This window comes from Xanthomonas sp. WHRI 10207, assembly GCF_040202975.1.
Lineage (GTDB): Bacteria > Pseudomonadota > Gammaproteobacteria > Xanthomonadales > Xanthomonadaceae > Xanthomonas.
In genome coordinates, this window is record NZ_JBEGDX010000005.1 from 56,274 (window position 1) to 81,008 (window position 24,735).

A 24,735-nucleotide genomic window follows, 5' to 3' on the forward strand; every position below is an offset into this window, starting at 1 on the left:
ATCGAGCCGGCATCTTGAGCGCTCGTTTCCAACGCCGTCTATACGGTCTCGCGCTGCTACCTAGTAGATCCGTGGAGCCGTTCAGTTCGACGTGCGTGGCCGGCAGCGCTACCGCTGCGGCCTTGCGAAATCTTGTCCGTTCATGCGATCCGCAGTGCAGGGATTCAGGCTGGAGCCGGCTCGGTCGAACGACATCGCTGAGCAGAAATCCGGTGGCGGCTGTTCTCTGCGGCGGTCGCGGCCGCACGGCTACGGGCGGCCGCACTGTCCCTTGCCTGGATCAAGGTGACTGCTTGACCTCGGCCACCACCGTTGGCAGTTCCCAGGCGCCGCCGGCGGCCACCAGTCGGCACAAGCCCGAGGTGGATTTGGAGGTCTGCACGAAGCGACGGCCGTCCCAGGTCCAGCGCTCCTCGCTGTAGCAATCGCCCAGACCGCGGCCCTTTTGCGAGGACAGGATGGTGGAGCCATCCAGATCGCTGGCATGCGTGGTGATCAACGTCGGTGCAAACGGCGCACGCGCGTTGACCACCCAGAAGCCGGTGCCGATGTTGTAGGCGCCCATCCAGCAATCGGTCGACACCAGCAGCTTGTCGCTGCTCAGGCGGGCGATGGTCAGCGGTTCGGCAGCATCGCTGGCTTCCAGGCCCTTGCATTCTTCATCGGCCGGAAGCGTGGCGCGTAGCGCCTGGTATAGCGCCGGCAAGCTGCCCAGACGTGCGTCGCCGGCCTGCGCTGCGGCCAGCTTGGCCGCGCGGACTTGCGGTACCGGCAACGCCGGCAACACGGTGGCCTCGTCGCGATCGCCCTTGCGCACCAGCGCGCCGAGCGTGCCCAGCCGGCCCTGAAATTCGTCCATCTTCAGCAGCGTTGCCGCCGCGCCGCGATCGGAGAGCTGCCAGCGGCGGCCATCGTTGCCGAGCGCCACGATCTTGCTGCTGCGGGTCAGTGCCGCCAACAGCGCGGCGACCTGCGTGCTGCTCAAGACTGCGGTGCCGCTCTTGCCATCCAGCGCCAGCTTGCCCAGATCGTGCTGATCGATCTGCAGGCTCAGCGACGCCGGCAGCTTGATCTCGTCGTACTGGCCCAGCATCAGCTCGGCCGTCACCGCCTGGCCGGCACCGGCCTTGCGCGTCAGCAGCACCGATACCGGCAGGTGCTCGCCTTCGTCCGGCTGATATCCGGCGGCGCGGCAGGTGCGGGTGTTGTCGCAGGCGATGGTCCAGTCGTCATGACTGAAATCGACACTGGTGGCAGGCGCGGCAAGCGCGAGTGCGGGGCTGCACAGCAAGGCCGCGGCAAGCAGGTCGTAACGCATCGAAGTTCCTTCATCACAGGTCCGGGCCGGCATCTTGCGATGCATGCCGCAGGGCGTCCAGGCGAATCGTCCGCAGGCAGCGAACGCAATTCATGACGACGAGTGTGTCCGCTCGCTGCGGTACATCGGCACGCCCCCGCGAATCGACCACACTGCGCGCTGCAGATGGACTGCGATCTTCGCGCGGTGCCCGGGTTGTTCTGGCGACGATGCGCTAACGGCATCGTCTGTTCGGTCTTGTCTGCCGGTCTGTCGCTTTCAGCGATCACACCTGCGTCAGCGTTGCCGTGGCGCGCGCCCTGGTCGGCGATTCCCGCATCGGCATCCCGAACAGCGGACGCAGCCAGCGCACGCGGCGGATGAGGTATTCGTGCAATAGCAGGCAGCCGGCAACGGTGGAGGCCAACACCAGCGACGGTTCCAGCCACGGGCCCAGGTGCAACGGCGCCAACCAATACAGCGCCAGGATGATCAGGCTCTGATGCAGGATGTACCAGGGGAACACGGCCTGGGTGCAGTACGGCAGCCACGCGAAGGGGCGGTTCAAGCCATGCCTTGCCCAGCCGAACAGGGTCAGCAGTGCCAGCCAGGTATAGGCGGCGCGCGCCAGCCGCTCGACCACGTCCCAGGGAACTGTCGCCAGCAGGGCGGGCAGCTGCACCGGATCCAGCGAGCGGCCCAGATGGTGGATGCTCAGCTCGGTGGCGATCGCCAGCAGTGCGGCGATCAGGGTTGGCCAACGCAGCTGCACTGACCACGTCCAGAAGCGTGCGTGATGGGCCAGCGCATATCCCAGCACGAACAACGGAAACGACTCGGCATGCACAAACCAGTCGCCAACCAGGGCGTGGGTCGGTGGGTGGCGCGGCATCACCCACAGCAGGCAGAAGGCCTCCCACAGGATGGGTGCCAGCAGCAGGGCCGGCAGCGCGATGGAGGCCGGCAAGGCTCGCAGCGACACGGGCAGCATGCGGCCTAGCGCGACCATGGCCATCAGTAACAAGGTGTAAGGCAGCAGATAGGCCAGGTACCACAGATGGTTCCAGGTGATGCCGTGCTCCCAGCCATCGAAGCTGCCGGCCGGCCACGGCCGGACCTGCCAATAGCGCAGCAGGAAGTTGCCAAAGCCGGGCAGGACCTTGCCGTTGCTGACGCCCTGGCAGTACGCCTGCACCGCCACCACCACGAACATGCCGAACAGCAGGGGTGGCAATAACCGGACGCAGCGTCGCCAGGCGAACTGCCACGGCGCACGCTCTGCTCGCGCCAGACCGATCGCGATACCGGAGATCATGAACAGCAACGGCATCCGCCAGCGGTTGAGCGCGATCATGGGCGCCTGCAGCCAGTCGGTGGTGTACGCACTCTTTAAATGAAAGTCCCAGCCGGCCACGTAGGCCATGCCCACGTGATAGAGGATCAGCAGGGCAAAGGCGAAGACGCGTAAGGCATCGATATCGTGGCGGCGCTCGGTCATGGGGGCGGTTGGTCGAGGAAGTGCACGCATCCTGCCCGCCGACCCGCATGAAGAAAGGGGCCAGGGGTGGAAACGCCCGCGCGCAGTGACCAGTTGCATCCTCCCAGGGACGAACGGGAGCAGTGGGGATGACGGTGTCGCCCCGTTGCGCAGGCCTCTATCATCGGCAGCTGCCAACTGCGGACCTCTGCAATGGAAACCATCGGGCCGCGCCCGCCGACACCTCAGAACGGTGCGCGTCACTTCGCCACGCGCTGGGCAGTGACGATCTGGTTGCTGGTGTTTTACCTGAGCGCACTGGGCAACACGCTGACCGCATGGTTGGCGGGGCGTCGCGATGGTGAGGCGATCGTGCTGTGGCAGGTGCTGAGCTGGGAGCTGACCAGCGCCACGGCATCGCTGTTGTTGCTACCCGCAGTGTTCTGGCTCTGCGCACGTTGGCCGCTGCATGCCGATGTCTGGCGTCGCCGTGTGCCGGTGTATCTGGCGGCTGCATTGGGTTGGTGGCTGGCGCACGTTGCCGGCATGGTGCTGTTGCGCAAGCTGGTTTACGCGCTGGCCGGTAGCCATTACGACTTCGGTGGCTGGCCGCTGCAGTGGTTTTACGAATTCTCCAAGGATCTGCGTACCTTTGCGATGCTGGTGGCGTTGCAGCACGCATTGGGCTGGTACGCGCGGCGGCGCCAGGGCGAGGCGCATCTGCTTGCGGCGCCGGACGAAGGCCCACCGGAGGAGCCGCTGGACCGCCCGGAGCGCTTTCTGGTGCGCAAACTCGGCCGCGACTTTTTGGTCGCTACCGCCGATATCGAATGGGTCCAGGCCTCCGGCAACTACGTCAACCTGCGCGTGCGCGGCCACGACTATCCGTTACGCAGCACGATGGCGGCGATCGAAGCCAAATTGGACCCCGCAGTGTTCGTGCGGATCCATCGCAGCTATCTGGTGAATCTGGGCCAGGTGCAGGCGATCGAACCGGTCGACTCCGGCGATGCGCGCGTGCATCTGCGCGACGCCACGGTGTTGCCGTGCAGTCGCAGTCATCTGGCCGACGTACGCGCGCGGGCAGGGCAGGGTGCCGTTGCCCGCCGCACAGATGCAGTGACGGTCTGAGGCCGCTAGAGCCATTGCGGGGCGGCACAGCTGCCCACGGCGGCCTGCATATCCGTCGCAGCCACTGCGCCCATGTCGCCGCCGCTGCGACATCAGCGCGCTGGGGGGAGGGGGACCCGTAAGCCCTGCGGTCGCGCGCAACCGCAAGGCGGGCATCGAGACTGCCTGCTCTGAAGCCTGTGCAGCCCCGGCGCAACCGCGTTCCGCCACCGTCGCCCGCTTGCTAAACTAGCCCGCTTGTTTGCCGGAAGTCCGTCATGATCGAAACCAATCCGATCCGCCAGCGCATCACCGATCTCAACGATCGCGTGCTCTCGCTCAGGGGGTATCTTTGACTACGACGCCAAGAAAGAGCGTCTAGAGGAAGTCAGCCGGGAGCTCGAAAGCCCGGACGTGTGGAACGACGCCGAGCGTGCCCAGGCTTTGGGACGTGAGCGTTCCATGCTGGAAAAGACCGTCATCGGCATCGCCGATGTGCTGGCCGGCCTCACCGATGCCGGCGATCTGCTGGAACTGGCCGACAGCGAGCAGGACGAGGACACCGCGGAAGCGGTGATCGCCGATCTGGACAAGTACCAGATCCATGTCGAGAAGCTGGAATTCCAGCGCATGTTCTCCGGCGAGATGGACGGCTCCAATGCGTTCGTCGATATCCAGGCCGGCGCCGGTGGTACCGAGGCGCAGGACTGGGCGGAAATCCTGTTGCGCATGTACCTGCGCTGGGCAGAGTCGCGTGGCTGGAAGACCGAGCTGATGGAAGTGTCCGGCGGCGAAGTGGCAGGCATCAAGTCGGCCACGATCCGCATCGAGGGCGAATACGCTTACGGCTGGTTGAAGACCGAGATCGGTGTGCACCGGCTGGTGCGCAAGTCACCGTTCGACTCCGACAACCGCCGGCATACCAGCTTCACCTCGGTGTTCGTGTCGCCGGAAGTGGACGACAACATCGAGATCGACATCAACCCGGCCGACCTGCGTACCGACGTGTACCGCTCGTCCGGCGCCGGTGGTCAGCACGTCAACAAGACCGAATCGGCGGTGCGTATCACGCATATCCCGACCAATACGGTGGTTGCCTGCCAGACCGGCCGCAGCCAGCATCAGAACCGCGACAACGCGATGAAGATGCTGGCCGCCAAGTTGTACGAGCTGGAAGTGCAAAAGCGCAACGTCGAACGCGACGCGCTGGAAGCCACCAAGTCCGACATCGGTTGGGGCAGCCAGATCCGCAACTACGTGCTCGATCAGAGCCGCATCAAGGATCTGCGCACCGGCATCGAACGCAGCGACACGCAGAAAGTGCTGGACGGCGACCTGGACGAATTCGTCGAGGCCAGCCTGAAGGCCGGTCTGGCGGCAGGCTCCAAACGCCTGGACGCCTGACCGCCGCGCGAGGTCGCAGCGGATGCGACGACCTTGCACGACGTTAGGCTGCATGCAGCGCAGCGCTACCCCGCGTTGCGGCAGCCAGACGTCAGGCCACCGACGCGCGACACCGTCAATGTAAGAGAGCCCGGCGCTGCCGGGCGCTCACTCCCCACCGGGCACGCGCCCGACCTCTAGCAGACCGACCCCGCCATGACCGAACAGACCCCCGCGCCACACCTTCCCGTCGACGAGAACAGCCTCATCGCCGAGCGTCGCGCGAAACTGGGCGCGTTGCGCGGCCAGGGCATCGCGTATCCCAACGACTTCGTGCGCGAACACTTCGCCGGCGATCTGCAGGCCGAATTCGCCGATGCCGACAGCTGGACCCCCGAAGCGCTGGAAGCCAGCGGTCGCACCGTCAAGATGGCCGGCCGGCTGATGGCCAAGCGGGTGATGGGCAAGGCCAGCTTTGCGCAGATCCAGGACGAATCCGGGCGCGTGCAGTTGTTCCTGCAGGGCAATGTGCTCGGCGATGCCTATACCGCGTTCAAGGGCTGGGATGTCGGCGACATCGTGGCGGTGGAGGGCGGTCTGACCCGGACCAAGACCGGCGAGCTGTCGGTCAAGGCCAGCACGCTGCGGCTGCTGACCAAGTCGCTGCGCCCGTTGCCGGACAAGTGGCACGGCCTGTCGGACGTGGAGCAGCGCTACCGCCAGCGTTACGTCGACCTGATCGTCACCCCGGAGGCGCGCGAGGTCTTCATCAAGCGCTCCAAGATCATCCGTGCGATGCGCGCGTGGCTGGATGCGCGGCGTTTCCTGGAAGTGGAAACGCCGATGATGCATTACATCCCCGGCGGCGCCACCGCCAAGCCGTTCACCACCCACCACAATGCGCTGGATCTGGATCTGTACCTGCGCGTGGCGCCGGAGCTGTATCTCAAGCGCCTGGTGGTCGGTGGCCTGGAGCGCGTCTACGAGATCAACCGCAACTTCCGCAACGAAGGCGTGTCGACCCGGCACAACCCCGAGTTCACCATGCTCGAGCTCTACGAGGCCTACGCCACGTACCACGAGATCATGGATCTGACCGAGCAGGTCATCCGCGACACAGCGCACACGGTGCTGGGCACCACCCAGGTGAGCTGGGATGGCGCCGACATCGATCTGGCGCCGGCTTTCCGTCGCTGGCGCATGGATGAGGCCGTTCGTCACCACAATCCGGAAATCAGTGCGGCCGATTGCACCGATCGCGCCGCGCTGCTGCGCCATTGCGAACGGCTGAAGATCCGCACCAAGCCGTCTTACGGCTGGGGCAAGCTGCTGCTGGAAATCTTCGAGGCCACCGTCGAGCACACCTTGGTGCAACCGACCTTCATCACCGACCATCCGGTGGAGGTGTCGCCGCTGGCGCGCTCCAGCGACACCGAGCCGGGGTACACCGACCGCTTCGAGCTGTTCATCAACGGCAAGGAGCTGGCCAATGGCTTCTCCGAGCTCAACGACCCCGAAGACCAGGCCGCGCGGTTCCAGGCGCAGGTGCAGGCCAAGGACGGCGGCGACGACGAAGCGATGCACTACGACGCCGATTACATCCGTGCGTTGGAGTACGGAATGGCGCCGACCGGCGGCCTGGGCATCGGCATCGACCGTCTGGTGATGCTGCTGACCGGGAGCACCTCGATCCGTGATGTCCTGCTGTTTCCTTACATGCGCCCGGAAGCCTGATTTTTTTTGTGCGAACGCGTGCTCACGGCACAGATACTGCATATGCTAGGGCACAGCTCCGGACAGCTGTCAGGTCCGGGGGAGTCGACACAGGGGTCGGCGTCACGCTTTTCCGTTCTCGGGATAGAGGAGCAACGGCTATGCAGGATGTTTTAGGGAATCCGGACGGCATGGTGTCGGCGGATACATGGGGAAGCTGGGCGGAAAAGGCGGATCTGGGATTGAACATCGTCATTGTCGATGATCAGATGTCCGCGCGGACGATGCTGCGCCATGTCATCGAGGACATCGCGCCGGAGCTGAAGGTCTACGACTTCGGTGACCCGCTCGACGCGTTGGCCTGGTGCGAAGCCGGGCGCGTGGATCTGTTGCTGCTCGACTACCGCATGCCCGGGATGGATGGCCTGGAGTTCGCGCGGCGCCTGCGCCGGCTGCCGAGCCATCGCGATATTCCGATCATCCTAATCACCATCGTCGGCGACGAGCCGATCCGCCAGGCGGCGCTGGAAGCCGGGGTGATCGACTTTCTGGTCAAGCCGATCCGCCCGCGCGAGCTCCGGGCACGCTGCTCCAATCTGTTGCAGCTGCGTCAGCAGAGCGAGAGCGTCAAGCAACGCGCGCTGTCGCTGGAACAACGCCTGCTGGCCAGCATGAACGAGGTCGAAGAGCGCGAGCGCGAAACCTTGTCGCGGCTGGCGCGCGCCATCGAATACCGCGATTCGGGCACCAGCGCGTTTCTGGAGCGCATGTCGCATGTGGCCGGCCTGATCGCCGAACAGCTGGGGTTGTCGGAAGAAGAAGTGCGCATCATCGAGATGGCCGCACCGCTGCACGACATGGGCAAGATCGCCATTCCCGACTCGGTGCTGCTCAAGCCAGGCAAGCTCACCGACGACGAGATGAGCGTGATGAAGCGCCACCCGCGGATCGGCTACGAGTTGCTCAGCGGCAGCCAGAACCGCTTCATCCAGGTGGGCGCCTTGATCGCGCTGCGCCACCACGAGCGCTACGACGGCACCGGGTATCCGGACGGCCTGGTGGGCGAGGCGATTCCGCTGGAAGCGCGCATCGTGGCGGTGGCCGACGTGTTCGACGCCCTGCTGTCGCCGCGTCCGTACAAGGAAGCGTGGACGATGGATGCCGCGCTGGCCTATCTGTATGCACAACGCGGCCGCCTGTTCGACCCGCGCTGCGTGGATGCACTATTGCGCGGTCGCGCGCAGCTGGACCAGATCTGCGGTGAGTTCTCCACCGCATCGGCGCGGCCCGGGGTATAGGCCATGAACTCGTTCGGATGGATCCGGCAGCGGCTGACGAATCGACCTGACAGCGAACATGGTCAAGCGATCATACGCATTGCCATGGTCGCGTTGATTCTGGCGTACGAGGCGCTGTTCGCTGGTCGCTGGGCATTGCCGGCGACACAGCTCTTTTATGTGCTCGGCCTGACGCTCATCAGCCAGGCACTTGCACTGTTGATCTTTAGCTGGATCGTGCTGAAGCCTCAGCGCTCACATCCGCGACGGGTCATCGGCATGCTTGCCGACTACGGTCTGATGTCGATGGCCATGAGTGCGCTTGGCGAACCGATGGCTTGCATTTACGTCGTGGTGATGTGGGTGACTATCGGCAACGGCCTACGCTTCGGTAGCAGATATCTGTATCTGGCCGTTGCCATGGCGATGGTCAGTTTCGGCATCACGTTGTTGACCAACGACTACTGGGCACGGAATTTCGGTCTGGGAGTCGGTTTATGGCTTGGTCTGGCGGCGATTCCGCTGTATCTGTCCGGCTTGCTCAACAAGCTCACCCGGGCCATGGCGGAAGCGCGTCGCGCCAGCGAGGCCAAGAGCCGTTTCCTGGCCAATATGAGTCATGAATTCCGTACTCCGCTAAATGGCCTTTCTGGCATGACGGAAGTCTTGGCAACTACCCGTTTGGATCCAGAACAGCGGGAGTGCGTGAGTACCATTCAAGCATCTGCTCGAAGCTTGCTGTCGCTGGTGGAGGAAGTTCTCGATATTTCTGCCATTGAAGCAGGGAAGATCCGGTTCGAATACCGCGATTTTGGGCTTCGGGACCTGCTCGGCAACATTGATCTGATCTTGCAGCCGCAAGCCAAGGCCAAAGGACTCCAATACTCGGTGGTGGTCGCGCCGGATGTACCTGATTTGCTTAAGGGCGATGCGGGGCATCTTCGACAGATATTGCTTAATTTGGCTGGAAATGCGGTCAAGTTCACGGATCGGGGCCACGTCGACGTAAATGTTGGTGTAGTCGCGCGTCTTGCAGAAAGTAAGGTGCGCCTGCGTTTTGACTTTATCGATACGGGAATAGGTGTGCCGCTCGATATGCAGCCGCGTTTGTTTGACGCATTCGAGCAAGCAGACAACGGGCTAGCACGACGTTTTGAGGGTAGCGGCCTTGGTACTACGATTGCCAAGGGCCTGGTCGAATCCATGAGCGGTGAGATCGGCTTCGAAGAGAATCCAGCCGGCGGCAGCCATTTCTGGTTTGAATTGCCATTCGACTATGCGGTCGAATCCGGCACGCTCGCAAAGAAGCCAGGTGGTGCGGCGCGCGAGAGTGGCGATGCTGGAAACATTATTGCCTTTGCGGACCCGTTCCTGCGCCACCGCGCACGCGTACGCACGCTGCAGATCCTGGTGGCTGACGATCACGCCGCAAACCGAATGGTCTTGCAACGACTGCTGCAAAAAGCTGGGCATAAAGTGACCTGCGTCAATGGGGGCGAGCATGTGCTGGATGCGCTTGCCGAGTCAGACTTCGACGTGGCTATCGTCGACCTGCATATGCCGGGTGTCAGTGGTCTGGATCTGTTGAAGCAATTGCGTGTGATGCAGGCAGGAACTCAGCCTAGGACGCCGGTCGTTGTATTGAGCGCCGACGTGACGCCGGAAGCCATTCGCAATTGCGAACAGGCAGGTGCCTATGCATTTCTGGCAAAACCGGTCGTCGCAGTGAAGTTGTTGGATACGCTCGCCGAGATTGCGACGCAGGGCAGATCCCTTCCAGTTAGTCTGGTGCCTCAACGTATCGGATCAGCGCCGGATGGAATCCTCGACATCACCGTGCTCGAAGAGTTGGCCTCTCTTGGTATGGGTAAAAACTTCGAGGCAGAATTCATCCGCCAGTGCTTAAGTGATGCAGAATCCTGCATCGCAGCAATGTCAGGTGATGCGCAGGCTTGTGACTGGAATCAGCTACGCGAGCATGCCCATGCGACGAAAGGAGTCGCCAGCAATCTTGGACTGGTGTTATTGGCAGAGCAGGGCGGTGAGTTGATGAGTATGTCCGATGCCCAGATCAAGTCGGAATGGCAAATGCGCGTCAATCAGCTACAGCATAATTTGCAGTTGGGCCGTGCTGCACTTGAATCCCGTGCAAAAGAGCGGTTCGAAAAAGGCTCGGGTGAAGATGCGTCCTGACTAGAAGCCCGGCGTTGAGCCGGGCCTGATTCCCCTTGCGGCATGCTGTCATGCTAATCAGGCAATTCCCTTTGCGGCCCGGCGCGTTTGCGCTTTCACCAGGCGATCCATTGTCTTGAGAGATTTCTCTCCCAGCTCTAGCGCCGCTTCCACCCAAACTTCCGTCACCGCCAACAGCTCTTCATGCGTGACTGGATTGCATATCCTCCTTGCGCGATTCATTGAGAGGTACGACTGAGGAACGCGCTGCTGTCTCGTAATTAGCTCATGGGTTGCCTGGAGACCTTGCCCGCGGGGCACGAGCACATCCACAACTCCCATGGCGTACATTTCTTCGCTGCTGTAGACGCGTCCGTCGAGAATGATCCGTTCGGCCAACTGCGGCGATACGCGTCTGGACAGGAACGAGTACGCGCCCATGCCCGGGAACAGTCCGAACAAGACTTCAGGCAATCCCATGCCTACGCCTTCCTCCGCGACAATCAGATGGCAAGACAGCGCCATTTCCAGGCCGCCACCGAGTGCATCCCCCTGCAGAAGCGCAATGGTGCTGAAGTCGCCCGCCATACCCTGATGAAATTGAAAGACGCCACGTACGCAACTCTGCGCATACCGCAATAGACCCTGTCGATCACGTGCGCGAATCATGTAACCGAACAAATCTAGATCACCGCCAAGGTTGAATGCATTTGCGTCAGAGGCAAGGACGAGGCTTCGCAAGCGGCCAGGTTCTCGCTTAGACGGATGGGAAAGCGCGTCGAGGTAGTCGTGCATTTCCCTCATCAACTGCGGGCGGAAGCATGGCCTCATACCGGATGATGCATCGGCATGCATAAAGAGCCAGTGGGCTGCATCCGCATGACTGGACTGTGTGCGAATCGTGGATCGATTAGTTTGAGGCTGTAGTTTTTCGATCATGCTCATGAGTTTTTCTCGAGGAGATCGCCAGCGGATTATGTGGCGCAGCGGGCGGTGCGGGCTCCACAAACGGATCCTACACCGGTGCTATCTGCCTGAACGCAAAGGGCTTTCCGATTGTCGGGAAAGCCCTCTCGCCTGAAACTCTCAGCAGTCTCTTAATGTCCCCGCCGAGACATGTCTGCGATTACTGTTTAGGCGCATCCAGCAGTTTGCGACGGAGGGTCTTGCGTGAGTTGGTTTCTGCAATTTCTTGCGGAATTTGATCGCTCGCGGCTGCTTGTAACCGGTCAGGTCGGCGTGGGCATGCGCTTTGATGTAATCGGCATGCATCGCCGGGTATTTCTTGACGATGAACATATTTACGCTCTCGTCGAGTTTGTCCGGACCGCACGGGGTGACGCCAGTCACCATGCCATGCGCAGGCACTCGCAGATCGCCATATCCAGAGACGTCGTTACTGCTGGGCGGACTTGTGCAAAGCAACCACTCGAGACTGGGTAGCATCGCCATCGCGTGCTCCCTTTCTGTCGATCTCTGCGCAGAGCCTGTCTTCGCCGCAGGGCACCAGGTTGGCGCATGCAACACGATCCAGATAGGCGATTTCCGACTTGTGCTGCGCCGCTTACGCGATGATCGCCTGCGTGCTGTAGGCCCGACGGTCATCCACGTTGCGGTAATAGTGCGGTCCGTTGGAGGCAGTCAACGCATCCGGGGTCGGGCAGCGCCTGCCGCACGACCGGCGACATCGGCAGTCCATCGGCCGCCCAAACGCTGCGGTGGTGAGCCAGCTCATAGTGCGCGTCACTGGCTCCGGGAGTGTTGGCGATGTTGCGGCAATGATGTGCTGGGCCTGCGTACTTTAGCTTCGCGGCTGGCGGATGCCGTCTTTTGGTAGCTGCCCGAGATTCGATATCCGATGCATTCGGCGAAATGTAAACGCCCGCAAGGCCTTGCGGCATTGCGGGCGTTGGATGACTTTCGGGCTGTCGAAAACTTCAGTGGCGCCGGTAGACCTGACGCCACTGAGAAACTACCGCGCGAGGACTACCGGGCTGCTGCTGCCGGTGGTCGGAGCCGATAAGGGCTGTGCGTACATACTGGTTTTAAACGCTGCGCACATCCGCCTGACGACCGCTCTCGACCTGTTCCTATCCCTTCGGTGCATCCCGCAGTTCGCGCCTCAGGATCTTGCCGACGTTGGTTTTCGGCAATTCCTTGCGGAATTCGATCACGCGGGGCTGCTTGTAGCCGGTCAGATTGGTCCGGCAGTGCGCCTTCACATCGTCGGCGGTGAGGGCAGGGTCTTTCTTGACGATCACGACCTTGACGATTTCGCCTGATTTTTCGTCCGGTACACCGACCGCCGCCACTTCCAGCACGCCGGGCATGGTGGCGATGACGTCTTCGATCTCGTTCGGGTAGACGTTGAAACCGGATACCAGAATCATGTCCTTCTTGCGGTCGACGATGTAGACAAAGCCCAGCTCGTCCATCCGCGCGATGTCGCCGGTGTGCAGCCAGCCGTCCGCGTCCATCACCTTGGCGGTTTCGGCGGGCTGCTTCCAATAACCCTTCATCACCTGCGGGCCCTTGATGCACAACTCGCCAATCTCGCCGATTGCCAGTTCCGCACCGGCATCGTCCTTGATGCAGGCATCGGTGGAGGGAATCGGCAGGCCGATCGATGCGTTGTAGTCCTTCAGGTCCATCGGGTTGATGCAGGCGGCCGGCGACGTCTCGGTCAGGCCGTAGGCCTCCACCAGAGTTTGCCCGGTGACTTTCTTCCACCGCTCGGCGACCGAGCGCTGCACGGCCATGCCGCCGCCCAGCGTCATCTTGAGCGAGGAGAAGTCGATCTGGTCGAAACCGGGCGTGTTGAGCAGCCCGTTGAACAGCGTGTTGACGCCAGTGAAGGCAGTAAAGCGGGTCTTCTTCAGTTCCTTGACGAAGCCGGGCATGTCGCGCGGATTGCTGATCAGGTGATTGCAGCCGCCGATCTTCATGAAGACCAGGCCGTTCGCCGTCAGCGCGAAGATGTGATACAGCGGCAGCGCGGTGATCACCACCTCGTTGCCTTCTTCCAGCTTGCCGGTGCCGGACAGCCACTGGTGCGCCTGCTGCATGTTGGCGACCAGGTTGCGGTGGGTCAGCATCGCGCCCTTGGCCACGCCGGTGGTGCCGCCGGTGTACTGCAAAAACGCGATGTCGTCCGATTCGATCTGCAGCGTCGGCACGCTGTGCTTGCGGCCCAGCGCCAATGCATCGCGGAAGCGGATGGCACCGTTGATGCGGTATTCCGGCACCAGCTTCTTGACGTATTTGACGACGAAATTGACCAGCGCTGCTTTTGGAAAGCCGAGCATGTCGCCCAGGCCGGTGGTGATCACCTGCTTGACCGGGGTGTCGGCGATGACCTGCTGCACGGTGGTGCCGAAGTTGTCGATGACCACCAGCACGCTGGCGCCGGAATCGATCAGCTGGTGCTTCAACTCACGCGGGGTGTAGAGCGGGTTGACGTTGACCACGGTCAGGCCAGCACGCAGGACGCCGAAGGTGGCGATGGGATACTGCAGGCAGTTGGGCATCATCAAGGCGACGCGGTCGCCTTTCTTCAACTGCAGCTCGCCGAGCAGATAGGCCGCGAATTGTTCCACCAGCTGATCGGCTTCCCGATAGGTGATGGTCTTGCCGAAGCTGTGATACGCAGGACGATCGGCAAAGCGCGCGACGGATGTCGCGAACACTTCGGCAATGGTGCGGAACTGCTCGAGATCGATCTCGGCGGCGACGCCGGCCGGATAACTTTGCAACCAAGGACGTGCCTGATTCATCTGCCCCCCTCCAGGGTGTTTAGTACGTGACGCGGTGTGTTCCACGGCACTACAACTCCTGGCAGCATACCGTCATGGATGGAAAAGGCGAAGCGTGATGCACGGCAGCATTCGGCAGTGGAAGCGGCTGTGGTGGCTGCTGATTTGTGCAGTGCTCCTGGCCGCTTGCGCGCGCGATGCGCCGGAGCAGCGCCTGCGCGCGACCTTGCAGCACATGCATGAGGCGATCGAAGCGCGCGATATCGGCGACGCGATGGCGCCGGTGTCCGCCGATTTCGTAGGCGAAAACGGTCTGGACGCGGCCGGGCTGCGGCGCCTGATGCAGCTGCAGATGCTGGGGAATCGACAGATTGGCGTCACCGTGGGCCCGTTGGAGGTAGAGCTGCGCGGGCAGACGGCGACCGTGCGCTTCACGGCCTTGCTCACCGGCGGCAGCGGTGGCTGGGTGCCCGAGCAGGCGCAGACCTATCAGGTGGTCACTGGCTGGCGGCTGCGGGACGGCGATTGGACGCTGTACCACGCGCAATGGGAACCGGCAGGGCAGTGAGGGCGGTTAGGTGCCGCGTATGCCGGCCCTAACGCCATCACCGTGACGGGCGAGCCGCAGGGTAAAACGATGACGTGGCGGACGAACGCGTTGTTGCCTGGCAAGCGCGTGCACTGCATCGACAGCCCGCAGCATGCGTCGCACTCCGCTACAAACGCACCGGACCCAGAAACGACATTCCCGCCAAGCGGCGGGAATGTCGGTCCAGCGTCAGCGGCTAAGGATCACGCCGCCTTGCGTGCAGCCAGCTGGCGCAGGACGTACTGCAGCAAGCCGCCGTGCTTGAAATACTCCACTTCCTTCGGCGTCAGCAACAGCACCTTGACCTGGAACTGCTTGACGCTGCCATCTGACTTCTTGGCATCGACGGTGGCACGACGGCTGGCACCGTCCTGCAGGCCGGTGATGTCCAAGATTTCGGAGCCATCCAGACCCAGCGTCTGCGCGTTTTCGTTTTCCAGGAACTGCAGCGGCAGCACGCCCATGCCGACCAGGTTGGAGCGATGGATGCGCTCGAAGCTTTCGGCGATCACTGCCTTGACGCCCAGCAGGTTGGTGCCCTTGGCCGCCCAGTCGCGCGAGGAGCCGGTGCCGTATTCCTTGCCCGCCAGCACCACCAGCGGCACGCCATCGGCCTTGTACTTCACCGCCGCGTCGTAGATCGCCAGCTTTTCCGGCTGACCGCCAGCTGCTGGGTAATACAGCGTGTTGCCGCCTTCTTCGCCACCGAACATCAGGTTCTTGATGCGGATGTTGGCGAAGGTGCCGCGCACCATCACATCGTCGTTGCCGCGGCGGCTGCCGTAGCTGTTGAAGTCGGCCGGTTGTACGCCGCGTTCCTGCAGGAAGCGTCCTGCCGGCGAATCCTTCTTGATGTTGCCGGCCGGGGAGATGTGGTCGGTGGTGATCGAGTCGCCGAACAGGCCCATGATGCGCGCGCCGTGCACGTCCTCCACATGGCCGACCTGCATGGTCATGCCATCGAAGTAGGGCGGGTTCTTGATGTAAGTGGATGCGGCATCCCACTCGTACAACGCGCCATCGGGCGAGGCGATGGTGTTCCAGCGCGAATCGCCCTTGAACACATCGGCGTAGTTCTGCTTGAACATCTCCGGGCCCACGGTCGCGGCGATGGTGTCGCCGATTTCCTTGTTGCTCGGCCAGATGTCGCGCAGGTACACCGGCTGACCGTCGCTACCGGTGCCCAGCGGCTCGGTGGTGAGATCGATATCGGTGGTGCCAGCGATCGCATAGGCGACGACCAGTGGCGGCGAGGCCAGATAATTCATTTTGACTTCGGGATGCACGCGGCCTTCGAAGTTGCGGTTGCCCGACAACACCGATGCCACAACCAGATCGTCCTTGGCAATCGCGGCGGACACGTCTTCCGGCAGCGGGCCGGAGTTGCCGATGCAGGTGGTGCAGCCGTAGCCAACCACGTAAAAGCCGAGCGTTTCCAGGTCGGCCAGCACGCCGGCCTTGCTCAGATAATCGGTGACCACACGCGAGCCCGGCCCAAGCGAGGTCTTGACCCACGGCTGCGCCTTCAAGCCCTTGGCGGCCGCGTTGCGTGCCAGCAGGCCGGCACCGAGCATCACCGCCGGGTTGGAGGTGTTGGTGCATGACGTGATGGCGGCGATCACCACCGAGCCGTCGCGCAGCTGCCAGCCGGCGCCGCTGTCGGCCGCGCCTTCGGCATGGGCCGCCTTGGCGCCGACTGCGGTACCGCCTCCGCCTTCGTTCTTCAGGCGATCTTCCTGTTTGATGTCGCCCAGCCGCTTGCTGCGCGCCTCGGCGAACGGCTTGAGGCTTTCGCGGTAATTGGCCTGCATGTCTTCCAGCAACACGCGATCCTGCGGGCGCTTGGGGCCGGCCAGCGACGGCTTGACCTCACCCATGTCCAGTTCCAGCGTGGCGCTGTACTGCGCCGGCGGGGTGGTGGCGTCGTGCCACAGGCCCTGCGCCTTTGCGTAGGCTTCCACCAGCGCAATCTGCTCCTCGCTGCGGCCGGACAGGCGCAGGTAGGTCAGCGATTCTTCGTCGACCGGGAAGATGCCGCAGGTGGCGCCGTATTCCGGTGCCATGTTGCCGATGGTGGCGCGGTCGGCCAGCGGCAGGTGCTGCAGGCCCTCGCCGAAGAACTCGACGAACTTGCCCACCACACCGGCCTTGCGCAGCATCTGGGTGACGGTCAGTACGAGATCGGTGGCGGTGGCGCCTTCGGGCAGTTTGCCGGTGAGTCTGAAGCCCACCACCTGCGGAATCAGCATCGACGACGGCTGGCCCAGCATTGCGGCCTCGGCTTCGATGCCACCTACGCCCCAGCCCAGCACGCCGATGCCATTGATCATGGTGGTGTGGCTGTCGGTACCGAACACGGTGTCGGGATAGGCGACCAGGGTGCCGTCCTTGTCCGCGCTCATCACCACGCGGGCGAGATTTTCCAGGTTGACCTGGTGGACGATGCCGGTATTGGGCGGCACCACCTTGAAGTTTTCGAACGCTTTCTGGCCCCAGCGCAGGAAGCCGTAGCGTTCCTGGTTACGCTGGAATTCGATCTTGCCATTGAGGTCGAGCGCGTCGGGCTTGCCGAACACGTCCACCTGCACCGAGTGGTCGATGACCAGCTCGGAGGGAATCTGCGGGTTGATCTGGTCGGCGTCGCCGCCCAGCTTGACCACTGCATCGCGCATCGCAGCCAGGTCGACCACGCACGGCACGCCGGTGAAATCCTGCAACACCACGCGCGCGGGCATGAAGGCGATTTCGATCTCCGGCTCGGCCTTGGGGTCCCATTTGGCGACTGCCTCAATGTGGTCCTTGCCGACGGTCACACCGCCGTCCTCGTGCCGGAGCAGATTCTCCAGCAGGATCTTCATCGAGTAGGGCAGGTGGGCGATATCGAATCGCTCGCCCAGTTTGGGCAGGCTGTAATAGTCGTAGCGCTTGCCGTGGACCTCAAATGAGGCGCGGGTGGAAAAGGAATCGCTCATGCATCACTCCTATGGCGTCGAAGGCTTTAGGTAGGGGCCTATTCTGAGCAGTTCAGTGTGTACGCACGGTGTGTCCGGGTCGATCTGCTCGCTTGAGTACGATCGCCCAAGTACGTATCATGTGCGCATACTTTCTGGAGCATGCTCATGGAAGCCACCGTTGCGGAACGTGGACAGATCACGCTGCCCAAGGCAGTGCGCGATGCCCTGGGCCTGACCAAGGGCACCACCCTCAAGATCGAACTCGATGGTGGGCGCATCATCTTGCGTAAGGATGTCAGCGAAGCGCTGCGCAAGGTGCGCGGCAAGTTCAAGCTGGTCGACGGCCTGACCAGCACTGACGAAGCCATGCGCGCCATCCGTGGCCGCGCGCCCGGGGATCCGTTCGACCCATGATCGCCCTGGATTCCTCGGTGCTGCTGGACATCCTCATCGGCGACCCGGTGTATGGCGAGGTGTCTGAAATCTGCATCGGCGATGCACTGGCGCGCGACGAGGTCGTGGTCTGCGACGCGGTGGTGGCCGAAGTGCTGGCCATGCTGGACACCCAGGTCGACCTGATGGAAACCCTGGCCTCGATCGGGGTGCGTTACGAAGCCACCCAGGAAGCGGCGGCGGTGCGCGCCGGCCATATGAACAAGCGCTTCCGTGCACGCGGCGGCAAGCGCGAGCGGGTGGTGGCGGATTTTCTGATCGGCGCCCACGCGATGCTCCAGTGCGATGGGTTGATTACCCGCGACGAGGGCTTCTTCCGCGATTACTTCAAGGGCTTGAAGATCACCGTCCCCAAGCCCGTTGCCTGACCCACGCCTTCTGATCCACGTCTGACGTTTTTACACATTCACTGCTGTCCTTTTGGAGAACCCGCATGTTGGAAGCCTATCGCCACCACGTTGCAGAGCGCGCCGCGCTCGGTATCCCGCCGCTGCCGCTGACCGCGCAGCAGACCGCCGAGGTCATCGAACTGTTGAAGGCTCCGCCCGCCGGCGAAGAAGCCTTTTTGGTCGAGCTGCTGAGCCAGCGCGTGCCGGCCGGCGTCGACGACGCCGCCAAGGTCAAGGCCTCGTACCTGGCCGCCGTGGCCTTCGGTACCGAGAAAACCGCACTGATCAGCCCCACGCGTGCGACCGAGCTGCTGGGCACCATGCTGGGCGGCTACAACATCCAGCCGCTGATCGACCTGCTGGACAACGCCGAGCTGGGTGCCACCGCCGCCGAAGCGCTCAAGCACACCTTGCTGGTGTTCGATGCGTTCCATGACGTGCAGGAAAAGGCCGACGCCGGTAACGCGCACGCCAAGTCCGTGCTGCAGAGCTGGGCCGATGCCGAGTGGTTCACCAGCAAGCCGGAAGTGCCGCAAAGCATGACCGTCACCGTGTTCAAGGTGCCGGGCGAAACCAACACCGACGACCTGTCGCCGGCGCCGGATGCGACCACCCGCCCGGACATCCCGCTGCACGCGCTGGCGATGCTGAAGAACGCCCGCGAAGGCGCCGCGTTCGTGCCGGAAGAAGACGGCAAGCGTGGCCCGATCCAGGCCATTGCCGACCTCAAGGACAAGGGTCATCTGATCGCCTACGTCGGCGACGTGGTCGGTACCGGTTCTTCGCGCAAGTCGGCGACCAACTCGGTGCTGTGGTGGACCGGCGAAGACATTCCGTACATCCCCAACAAGCGCTTCGGCGGCGTGTGCCTGGGTAGCAAGATCGCACCGATCTTCTACAACACCATGGAAGACGCCGGCGCGCTGCCGATCGAGCTGGACGTGTCGCAGATGGAGCACGGCGACGTGGTCGAGCTGCGTCCGTATGACGGCAAGGCGCTGAAGAACGGGCAGGTGATTGCCGAGTTCGCGATGAAGTCGGACGTGCTGTTCGACGAAGTGCGCGCCGGTGGCCGCATTCCGCTGATCGTGGGCCGTGGCCTCACCGCCAAGGCGCGCGAATTCCTGGGCCTGCCGGCCTCGGACCTGTTCCGTCTGCCGATGGACCCGCCGGACACCGGCAAGGGCTTCTCGCTGGCACAGAAGATGGTCGGCCGCGCCTGCGGCTTGCCGGAAGGCCAGGGCATGCGCCCGGGCACCTATTGCGAGCCGAAGATGACCTCGGTGGGTTCGCAGGACACCACCGGCCCGATGACCCGCGACGAGCTGAAGGACCTGGCCTGCCTGGGCTTTTCGGCCGACCTGGTGATGCAGTCGTTCTGCCACACCGCCGCTTACCCGAAGCCGGTGGACGTCAAGACCCACCACACGCTGCCGGAATTCATCTCCACCCGTGGGGGCGTGTCGCTGCGTCCGGGCGACGGCGTGATCCACAGCTGGCTCAATCGCATGCTGCTGCCCGACACCGTGGGCACCGGTGGCGACTCGCACACCCGTTTCCCGATCGGCATTTCGTTCCCGGCCGGCTCCGGCCTGGTGGCGTTCGCCGCCGCCACCGGGGTGATGCCGCTGGACATGCCCGAGAGCGTGCTGGTGCGTTTCAAGGGTGAGATGCAGCCGGGCGTGACCCTGCGCGATCTGGTCAACGCGATCCCGCTGTATGCGATCAAGGACGGCCTGCTGACCGTGGCCAAGCAGGGCAAGAAGAACATCTTCTCCGGCCGCATCCTGGAAATCGAAGGCTTGCCGAATCTGAAGGTGGAGCAGGCGTTCGAGTTGTCCGATGCCTCGGCCGAGCGTTCGGCGGCCGGTTGCAGCGTGCACCTGGACAAGGCGCCGATCATCGAATACCTGACCAGCAACATCACCCTGCTGCGCTGGATGATCGCCGAAGGCTATGCCGACGCGCGCACCCTGGGCCGCCGCATCAAGAAGATGGAAGAGTGGCTGGCCGACCCGCAGCTGCTGCAGCCCGATGCCGATGCCGAATATGCCGCGGTCATCGAGATCGACCTGGCCGACATCCACGAGCCGATCGTGGCGTGCCCGAACGACCCGGACGACGTCAAGACGCTGTCCGACGTAGCCGGTGCGGCGATCGACGAAGTGTTCATCGGTTCGTGCATGACCAACATCGGCCACTTCCGTGCCGCGGCCAAGCTGCTGGAAGGCAAGCGCGACATCCCGACCCGCCTGTGGGTGGCACCGCCGACCAAGATGGACGCCTCCGAGCTGACCAAGGAAGGCCATTACGGCACCTTCGGCGCAGCCGGCGCGCGCATGGAGATGCCAGGCTGCTCGCTGTGCATGGGTAACCAGGCGCAGGCTCGCGAGGGCGCCACGGTGTTCTCCACCTCCACGCGTAACTTCCCCAACCGTCTGGGCCGCAACACCAATGTGTACCTGGGCTCGGCGGAACTGGCGGCGATCTGCTCGCGCCTGGGCCGGATTCCGACCAAGGAGGAGTACATGGCCGATGTGGGCGTGATCAAGACCAGTGGCGACCAGATCTACCGCTACATGAACTTCGATCAGATCCAGGAATATCAGGACGTGGCGGATACCGTCGCTGCCTGATCCAGCGGATTGGATGGACCTTAGAACGCCCGGCAATGCCGGGCGTTTTTCGTTTATCGGGCAATGACTTCGCTTCGAGTAGAGCGTGACGTGCGTCAAAACAAATCGCAGTTAAACCGCTTGCCGCACTGCAACAAATTTCTGATGTGAAGAGGTCTAGAGTTCCGCCGCCCTCCCATTTATGTCGATGCCGATGCCTTCTTGCACGATCGCAGGTCAAACACTCCATTACACCCAGCACGGTCACGGGTTCCCGATCCTGCTCGGCCACAGCTACCTGTGGGACGCGGCGATGTGGGAGCCGCAGATCCAGGCGCTTTCGCAGCACTACCAGGTGATCGTTCCTGAGCTGTGGGGCCATGGGCAGTCGGGCGAACTGCCGCAAGGCACGCAGGGAATCGACGATCTTGCCCGGCAGATGCTTGGCCTGCTGGACGCGCTGGAGCTGCCGCAGTGCGCGGTGGTGGGCCTGTCGGTGGGCGGCATGTGGGGCGCCGAGCTTGCTTTGATGGCGCCGGAGCGCGTGCGCAGCCTGGTGTTGATGGACACCTTCCTGGGCGCCGAGCCGCAGGCCACGCGTGCGCGTTACTTCGGCATGCTGGATGTGATCGAGGCGGCCGGGCAGGTGACGCCTGCGCTGATCGAGGCGATCGTGCCGATCTTCTTCCGCCCCGGCATCGATCTGACCTCGGCATTGCCGGCCGCGTTCGCGCAGCGCCTGGCGGCGATGACGGCCGAGCAGCTACGGACGTCGATCGTGCCGCTTGGCCGCCTGATCTTCGGACGTGCCGACCGACTGGATGCCATGTCTGCGCTGGACCCTGCCAACACCTTCCTGCTTGGTGGCGACGCGGATACTGCGCGGCCGCCGGAGGAGTTGTGGATGATGGCCGAAGCGATCTGCTGTGATTACGAACTGGTGCCCGATGCCGGGCATATCGCATCGCTGGAAAACCCGGCGTTCGTCAATGCGCAGTTGCTCGGGTGGTTCAAACGCACCTTGTCGTGAGGTTGAAGCGGGGAGGGTGCGCGTGGAATGACGCGTGTGCCCTTACTCCAAGCGCTCTTCGATAGGGTGAGATGGCGTATCGCTGCTTTGCGTCTCCCGTCGGGAGCTTCAGATGTGTTGCCTTCTCCCGTCGGGAGAAGGTGCCCGTAGGGCGGATGAGGGTAGGGTTTCGGCGGGATTTGTGGGTGGCCGTACCCTCACCCCAACCCCTCTCCCGCAGGGAGAGGGGCTTGTAGGCGCTGCAGCCGTCTACGCGCTGTGGTCGTCTAAACGCTGCAGTCGTCTGGACGTTGCGTGGTTATGGTTGCGCGCCTAGCCAGGCTTCCAGTGCCGGGGCCGGGAGGGGCCGCGAGAACAGGTAGCCCTGCAGGACTTCGCAGCCCAGGTCGGCCAGGAACAGGCGCTGTGCTTCGTTCTCGACGCCTTCGGCGACGACGTGCTTGCGCAGGTGCTCGCCGATGCGCAGCACCGATGTGGTGAGGGCGCGTGCGTCTTCGCTGTGTTCGATATCGCGTACGAAGCTCATGTCCAGTTTGAGTTCGTCGATCGGTAGGCGGTGCAGATGGCTCAGGCTGGAATAGCCGGTGCCGAAGTCGTCCAGCGACAACGAGATGCCGGCTTCGCGGATGGCATGCAGATTTTCCAACACGCCCGGTTGCCCGGACAGCATCACGCTTTCGGTCAATTCCAGGGTGAGGTCGGAGGCTTGCACGCCGGTGTCGGCGATCAGCCCAAGCAGGTCGGGGAGCATGCGCGGGCTTTCGAAGCCGCTGGCCGACAGATTCACCGACACGCGCGTGACCGGAATGCCGCGCAGACGCCAGTCGGCCACTTGTTCGCAGGCGCGCCGCAGGACCCAGGCGTTGAGCTGGGGCATCATGCCTTGCTCTTCGGCGACCGGCAGAAACCGTGCCGGCGAAATGGCGCCGAGTTGCGGATGATTCCAACGCAGCAACGCTTCCACGCCGTACAGCGCGTGCGGGGCGGCGCTATGCAGTTGCGGTTGGTAATGCAGCTGTAGTTGATCGCGACCGATGGCCTGACGCAGTTCCGCTTCCAGCGCCACGCGCTCCTGCGCCATGCGATTCATGTCGGAGCTGAAGAAACGGAAGCGTCCGCCGCCTTCCTTCTTGGCGCGATTCATCGCCAGATCGGCATGCCGCAGCAGGATGTTGATGTCGCGCCCGTCTTCCGGAAACATCGCCACGCCGATGCTGGCCGAGGGATGCACGGTCATGTGGCCTACCGACAACGGGCCGGCGATGGTGCCCAGCACGCGTTCGGCCGCGGCGCTGGCCTGCTCGGCGCTGCATTGCGGCAGGGCCAGTGCGAATTCGTCGCCGGCCACGCGTGCCAGCATGGCGGTGGCGGCAAGTTGGTCGCCGACGCGCAGCGCGATGTCGCGCAACAGCCCATCGCCGGCAGAATGCCCCTGACTGTCGTTGATCAGCTTGAAACGGTCGATGTTGATGAACATCAACGCGACCGGTTCGGCAGCGTATTCGGCCTGGGTCAGCGCCTGCTCGGCGCGCGCGCTGAACATGATGCGGTTGGGCAGGCCGGTCAGCGCGTCGTAGAACGCGAGCTGATGCACGCGTTGACGGATTTGCTCGCGCTCCAGTGCCAGCGTGCACAGCTGCTGGCACAGTTCGGTCAGCCGTACGTGCCAGGCATCGGCACGTTGCGGCTTGCGGTAATACAGCGCAAAGGTGCCGAGCACGCGCGAGCTATTGGCGCGGATCGGGGTGCTCCAGCAGGCGCGCAGACCCATCGGCATCAACTGGTCGCGGTAGGCGGTAAACAACGGGTCGGTGGCGATGTCTTCCACCATCACCGCACGGCCGCGCCAGGCAGCGGTGCCGCAGGCACCTGCACCGGGGCCGATCTTCAGGCCGCTGACGGCGTCGGCATACTCGGGCGGCAGACTCGGCGCGGCCAGCGAATGCAGGCAGCCCTGGTTGTCGGCGCTCATGACGGTCGCCAACACTTCCGGTGCGATGCGTTCGACCTCGGTGCAGATCAGCGTCATCACCTCGATCAGCGGGCGCTCCTGCACCAGCGCTTCCAGCACGCGGTGCTGCAGCACTTCGTGCATCTTGGTGTCGGTAATGTCGGTCAGCACCGCCACGTAATGCGACGGATTGTGTTTGGCGTCGTAGATCGGATTGAAGTTGAGCGAGATCCACAACGGCGAGCCGTCCTTGCGATAGACCAGCAAGTCGGCACGGGTTTGCTGCAGGGCATCGGCGCGATCGCGGATGCGCGCAACCTCGCCCTGGTCGCTCTGCGCACGGGTCAACACATCCGACGGGCGCTGGCCGACCAGCTCGGCTTCGGTGTAGCCGAACATGCGCTGGAAGCCATCGTTGGCGTAGAGCAGGCGCGATTGCAGATCGCAGATGAGGATGGCACTGCTGCTGCCATCCAGCGCTTCGGCCAGCAAGCGCGAACGACGGTCATCCGGCGCTTCGCCGGGCTTGGCCATGCCGGCCGTGAGCGGGCCGTGCTTGATCGGCGTGCGCGC

Annotated in this window: 16 protein-coding genes and 3 pseudogenes; 10 read left to right on the top strand and 9 right to left on the bottom strand. The window is 63.4% G+C overall.

All coding sequences use genetic code 11. The features are described from left to right. Positions 1–280 precede the first annotated feature (280 nt). Positions 281–1,318, bottom strand: coding sequence for a DUF1176 domain-containing protein (locus ABQU90_RS16480; protein WP_323523041.1), 1,038 nt, complete (start codon positions 1,316–1,318; stop codon positions 281–283). 265 nt (positions 1,319–1,583) lie between these two features. Next, complete coding sequence (locus ABQU90_RS16485; protein ID WP_323523040.1) at positions 1,584–2,795, bottom strand: acyltransferase family protein; 1,212 nt, start codon at positions 2,793–2,795, stop codon at positions 1,584–1,586. Between the two features lie 159 nt (positions 2,796–2,954). Here ABQU90_RS16485 and ABQU90_RS16490 point away from each other — a divergent pair, with 159 nt between their 5' ends. The 5 genes from ABQU90_RS16490 to ABQU90_RS16510 all read left to right on the top strand — a co-directional run bounded on the left by ABQU90_RS16490 (position 2,955) and on the right by ABQU90_RS16510 (position 10,450). Next, on the top strand, positions 2,955–3,905 hold the full coding sequence (locus ABQU90_RS16490) for a LytTR family DNA-binding domain-containing protein (protein ID WP_323523079.1): 951 nt from the start codon (positions 2,955–2,957) through the stop codon (positions 3,903–3,905). Between the two features lie 257 nt (positions 3,906–4,162). Continuing rightward, positions 4,163–5,288, top strand: a protein-coding gene (prfB, locus tag ABQU90_RS16495; protein WP_115584438.1) for a peptide chain release factor 2 whose coding sequence is annotated in 2 segments (ribosomal slippage) — positions 4,163–4,237 and positions 4,239–5,288 — 1,125 coding nt in all. Because the reading frame shifts where the segments join, the coding sequence is not laid out codon by codon here. 195 nt (positions 5,289–5,483) lie between these two features. After that, entirely contained in the window at positions 5,484–7,001 is a 1,518-nt protein-coding gene (gene lysS / locus ABQU90_RS16500) for a lysine--tRNA ligase (RefSeq protein ID WP_323523039.1), read from the top strand. A 140-nt stretch (positions 7,002–7,141) separates the two neighbouring features. Further along, positions 7,142–8,278 carry a cyclic di-GMP phosphodiesterase response regulator RpfG gene (gene rpfG, locus ABQU90_RS16505; protein WP_055846510.1) on the top strand — a complete coding sequence of 379 codons (1,137 nt, stop codon included), beginning with the start codon at positions 7,142–7,144 and terminating at the stop codon, positions 8,276–8,278. 3 nt (positions 8,279–8,281) lie between these two features. Next, positions 8,282–10,450 (top strand): response regulator, encoded by a 2,169-nt coding sequence (locus tag ABQU90_RS16510; RefSeq protein ID WP_323523038.1) that lies wholly within the window; start codon positions 8,282–8,284, stop codon positions 10,448–10,450. A 57-nt stretch (positions 10,451–10,507) separates the two neighbouring features. Here the strand turns inward: ABQU90_RS16510 and ABQU90_RS16515 are convergent, their stop codons facing one another. From ABQU90_RS16515 to rpfB, 5 genes and pseudogenes are all read right to left on the bottom strand, one after another. Further along, on the bottom strand, positions 10,508–11,374 hold the full coding sequence (locus ABQU90_RS16515) for a crotonase/enoyl-CoA hydratase family protein (RefSeq protein WP_323523037.1): 867 nt from the start codon (positions 11,372–11,374) through the stop codon (positions 10,508–10,510). A gap of 181 nt (positions 11,375–11,555) precedes the next feature. Next, positions 11,556–11,752: pseudogene (locus ABQU90_RS22825) on the bottom strand (long-chain-fatty-acid--CoA ligase); the annotation flags it as partial. Between the two features lie 73 nt (positions 11,753–11,825). Beyond that, positions 11,826–12,020, bottom strand: a pseudogene (locus ABQU90_RS16525) (hypothetical protein); the annotation flags it as partial. A gap of 12 nt (positions 12,021–12,032) precedes the next feature. Then, a pseudogene (locus tag ABQU90_RS22830) lies at positions 12,033–12,310 on the bottom strand (hypothetical protein); the annotation flags it as partial. A 209-nt stretch (positions 12,311–12,519) separates the two neighbouring features. After that, positions 12,520–14,202: a fatty acyl-CoA ligase RpfB gene (gene rpfB, locus ABQU90_RS16530; protein WP_323523036.1), complete on the bottom strand. Its 1,683-nt coding sequence runs from the start codon at positions 14,200–14,202 to the stop codon at positions 12,520–12,522. Between the two features lie 97 nt (positions 14,203–14,299). Between rpfB and ABQU90_RS16535 the strand changes: the two genes are divergently transcribed. Next, positions 14,300–14,749, top strand: a complete 450-nt coding sequence (locus ABQU90_RS16535; protein WP_323523035.1) for a Cif family virulence factor — start codon at positions 14,300–14,302, stop codon at positions 14,747–14,749. Positions 14,750–14,973: 224 nt separating this feature from the next. Here the strand turns inward: ABQU90_RS16535 and acnA are convergent, their stop codons facing one another. Then, positions 14,974–17,742, bottom strand: a complete 2,769-nt coding sequence (gene acnA / locus ABQU90_RS16540; RefSeq protein ID WP_323523034.1) for an aconitate hydratase AcnA — start codon at positions 17,740–17,742, stop codon at positions 14,974–14,976. Between the two features lie 147 nt (positions 17,743–17,889). Between acnA and ABQU90_RS16545 the strand changes: the two genes are divergently transcribed. From ABQU90_RS16545 to ABQU90_RS16560, 4 genes are all read left to right on the top strand, one after another. Beyond that, positions 17,890–18,138, top strand: coding sequence for an AbrB/MazE/SpoVT family DNA-binding domain-containing protein (locus ABQU90_RS16545; RefSeq protein WP_016903180.1), 249 nt, complete (start codon positions 17,890–17,892; stop codon positions 18,136–18,138). Continuing rightward, on the top strand, positions 18,135–18,545 hold the full coding sequence (locus ABQU90_RS16550) for a type II toxin-antitoxin system VapC family toxin (RefSeq protein ID WP_011259444.1): 411 nt from the start codon (positions 18,135–18,137) through the stop codon (positions 18,543–18,545). The genes ABQU90_RS16545 and ABQU90_RS16550 overlap by 4 nt, the downstream gene beginning before the upstream one ends. 65 nt (positions 18,546–18,610) lie before the next feature. After that, entirely contained in the window at positions 18,611–21,202 is a 2,592-nt protein-coding gene (gene acnB, locus ABQU90_RS16555; RefSeq protein WP_323523033.1) for a bifunctional aconitate hydratase 2/2-methylisocitrate dehydratase, read from the top strand. Positions 21,203–21,395: 193 nt separating this feature from the next. Further along, entirely contained in the window at positions 21,396–22,211 is an 816-nt protein-coding gene (locus ABQU90_RS16560; protein ID WP_323523078.1) for an alpha/beta fold hydrolase, read from the top strand. A gap of 298 nt (positions 22,212–22,509) precedes the next feature. Here ABQU90_RS16560 and ABQU90_RS16565 read toward each other — a convergent pair whose 3' ends face one another. Continuing rightward, entirely contained in the window at positions 22,510–24,696 is a 2,187-nt protein-coding gene (locus ABQU90_RS16565; RefSeq protein ID WP_407078786.1) for a sensor domain-containing protein, read from the bottom strand. Positions 24,697–24,735: the final 39 nt, after the last annotated feature.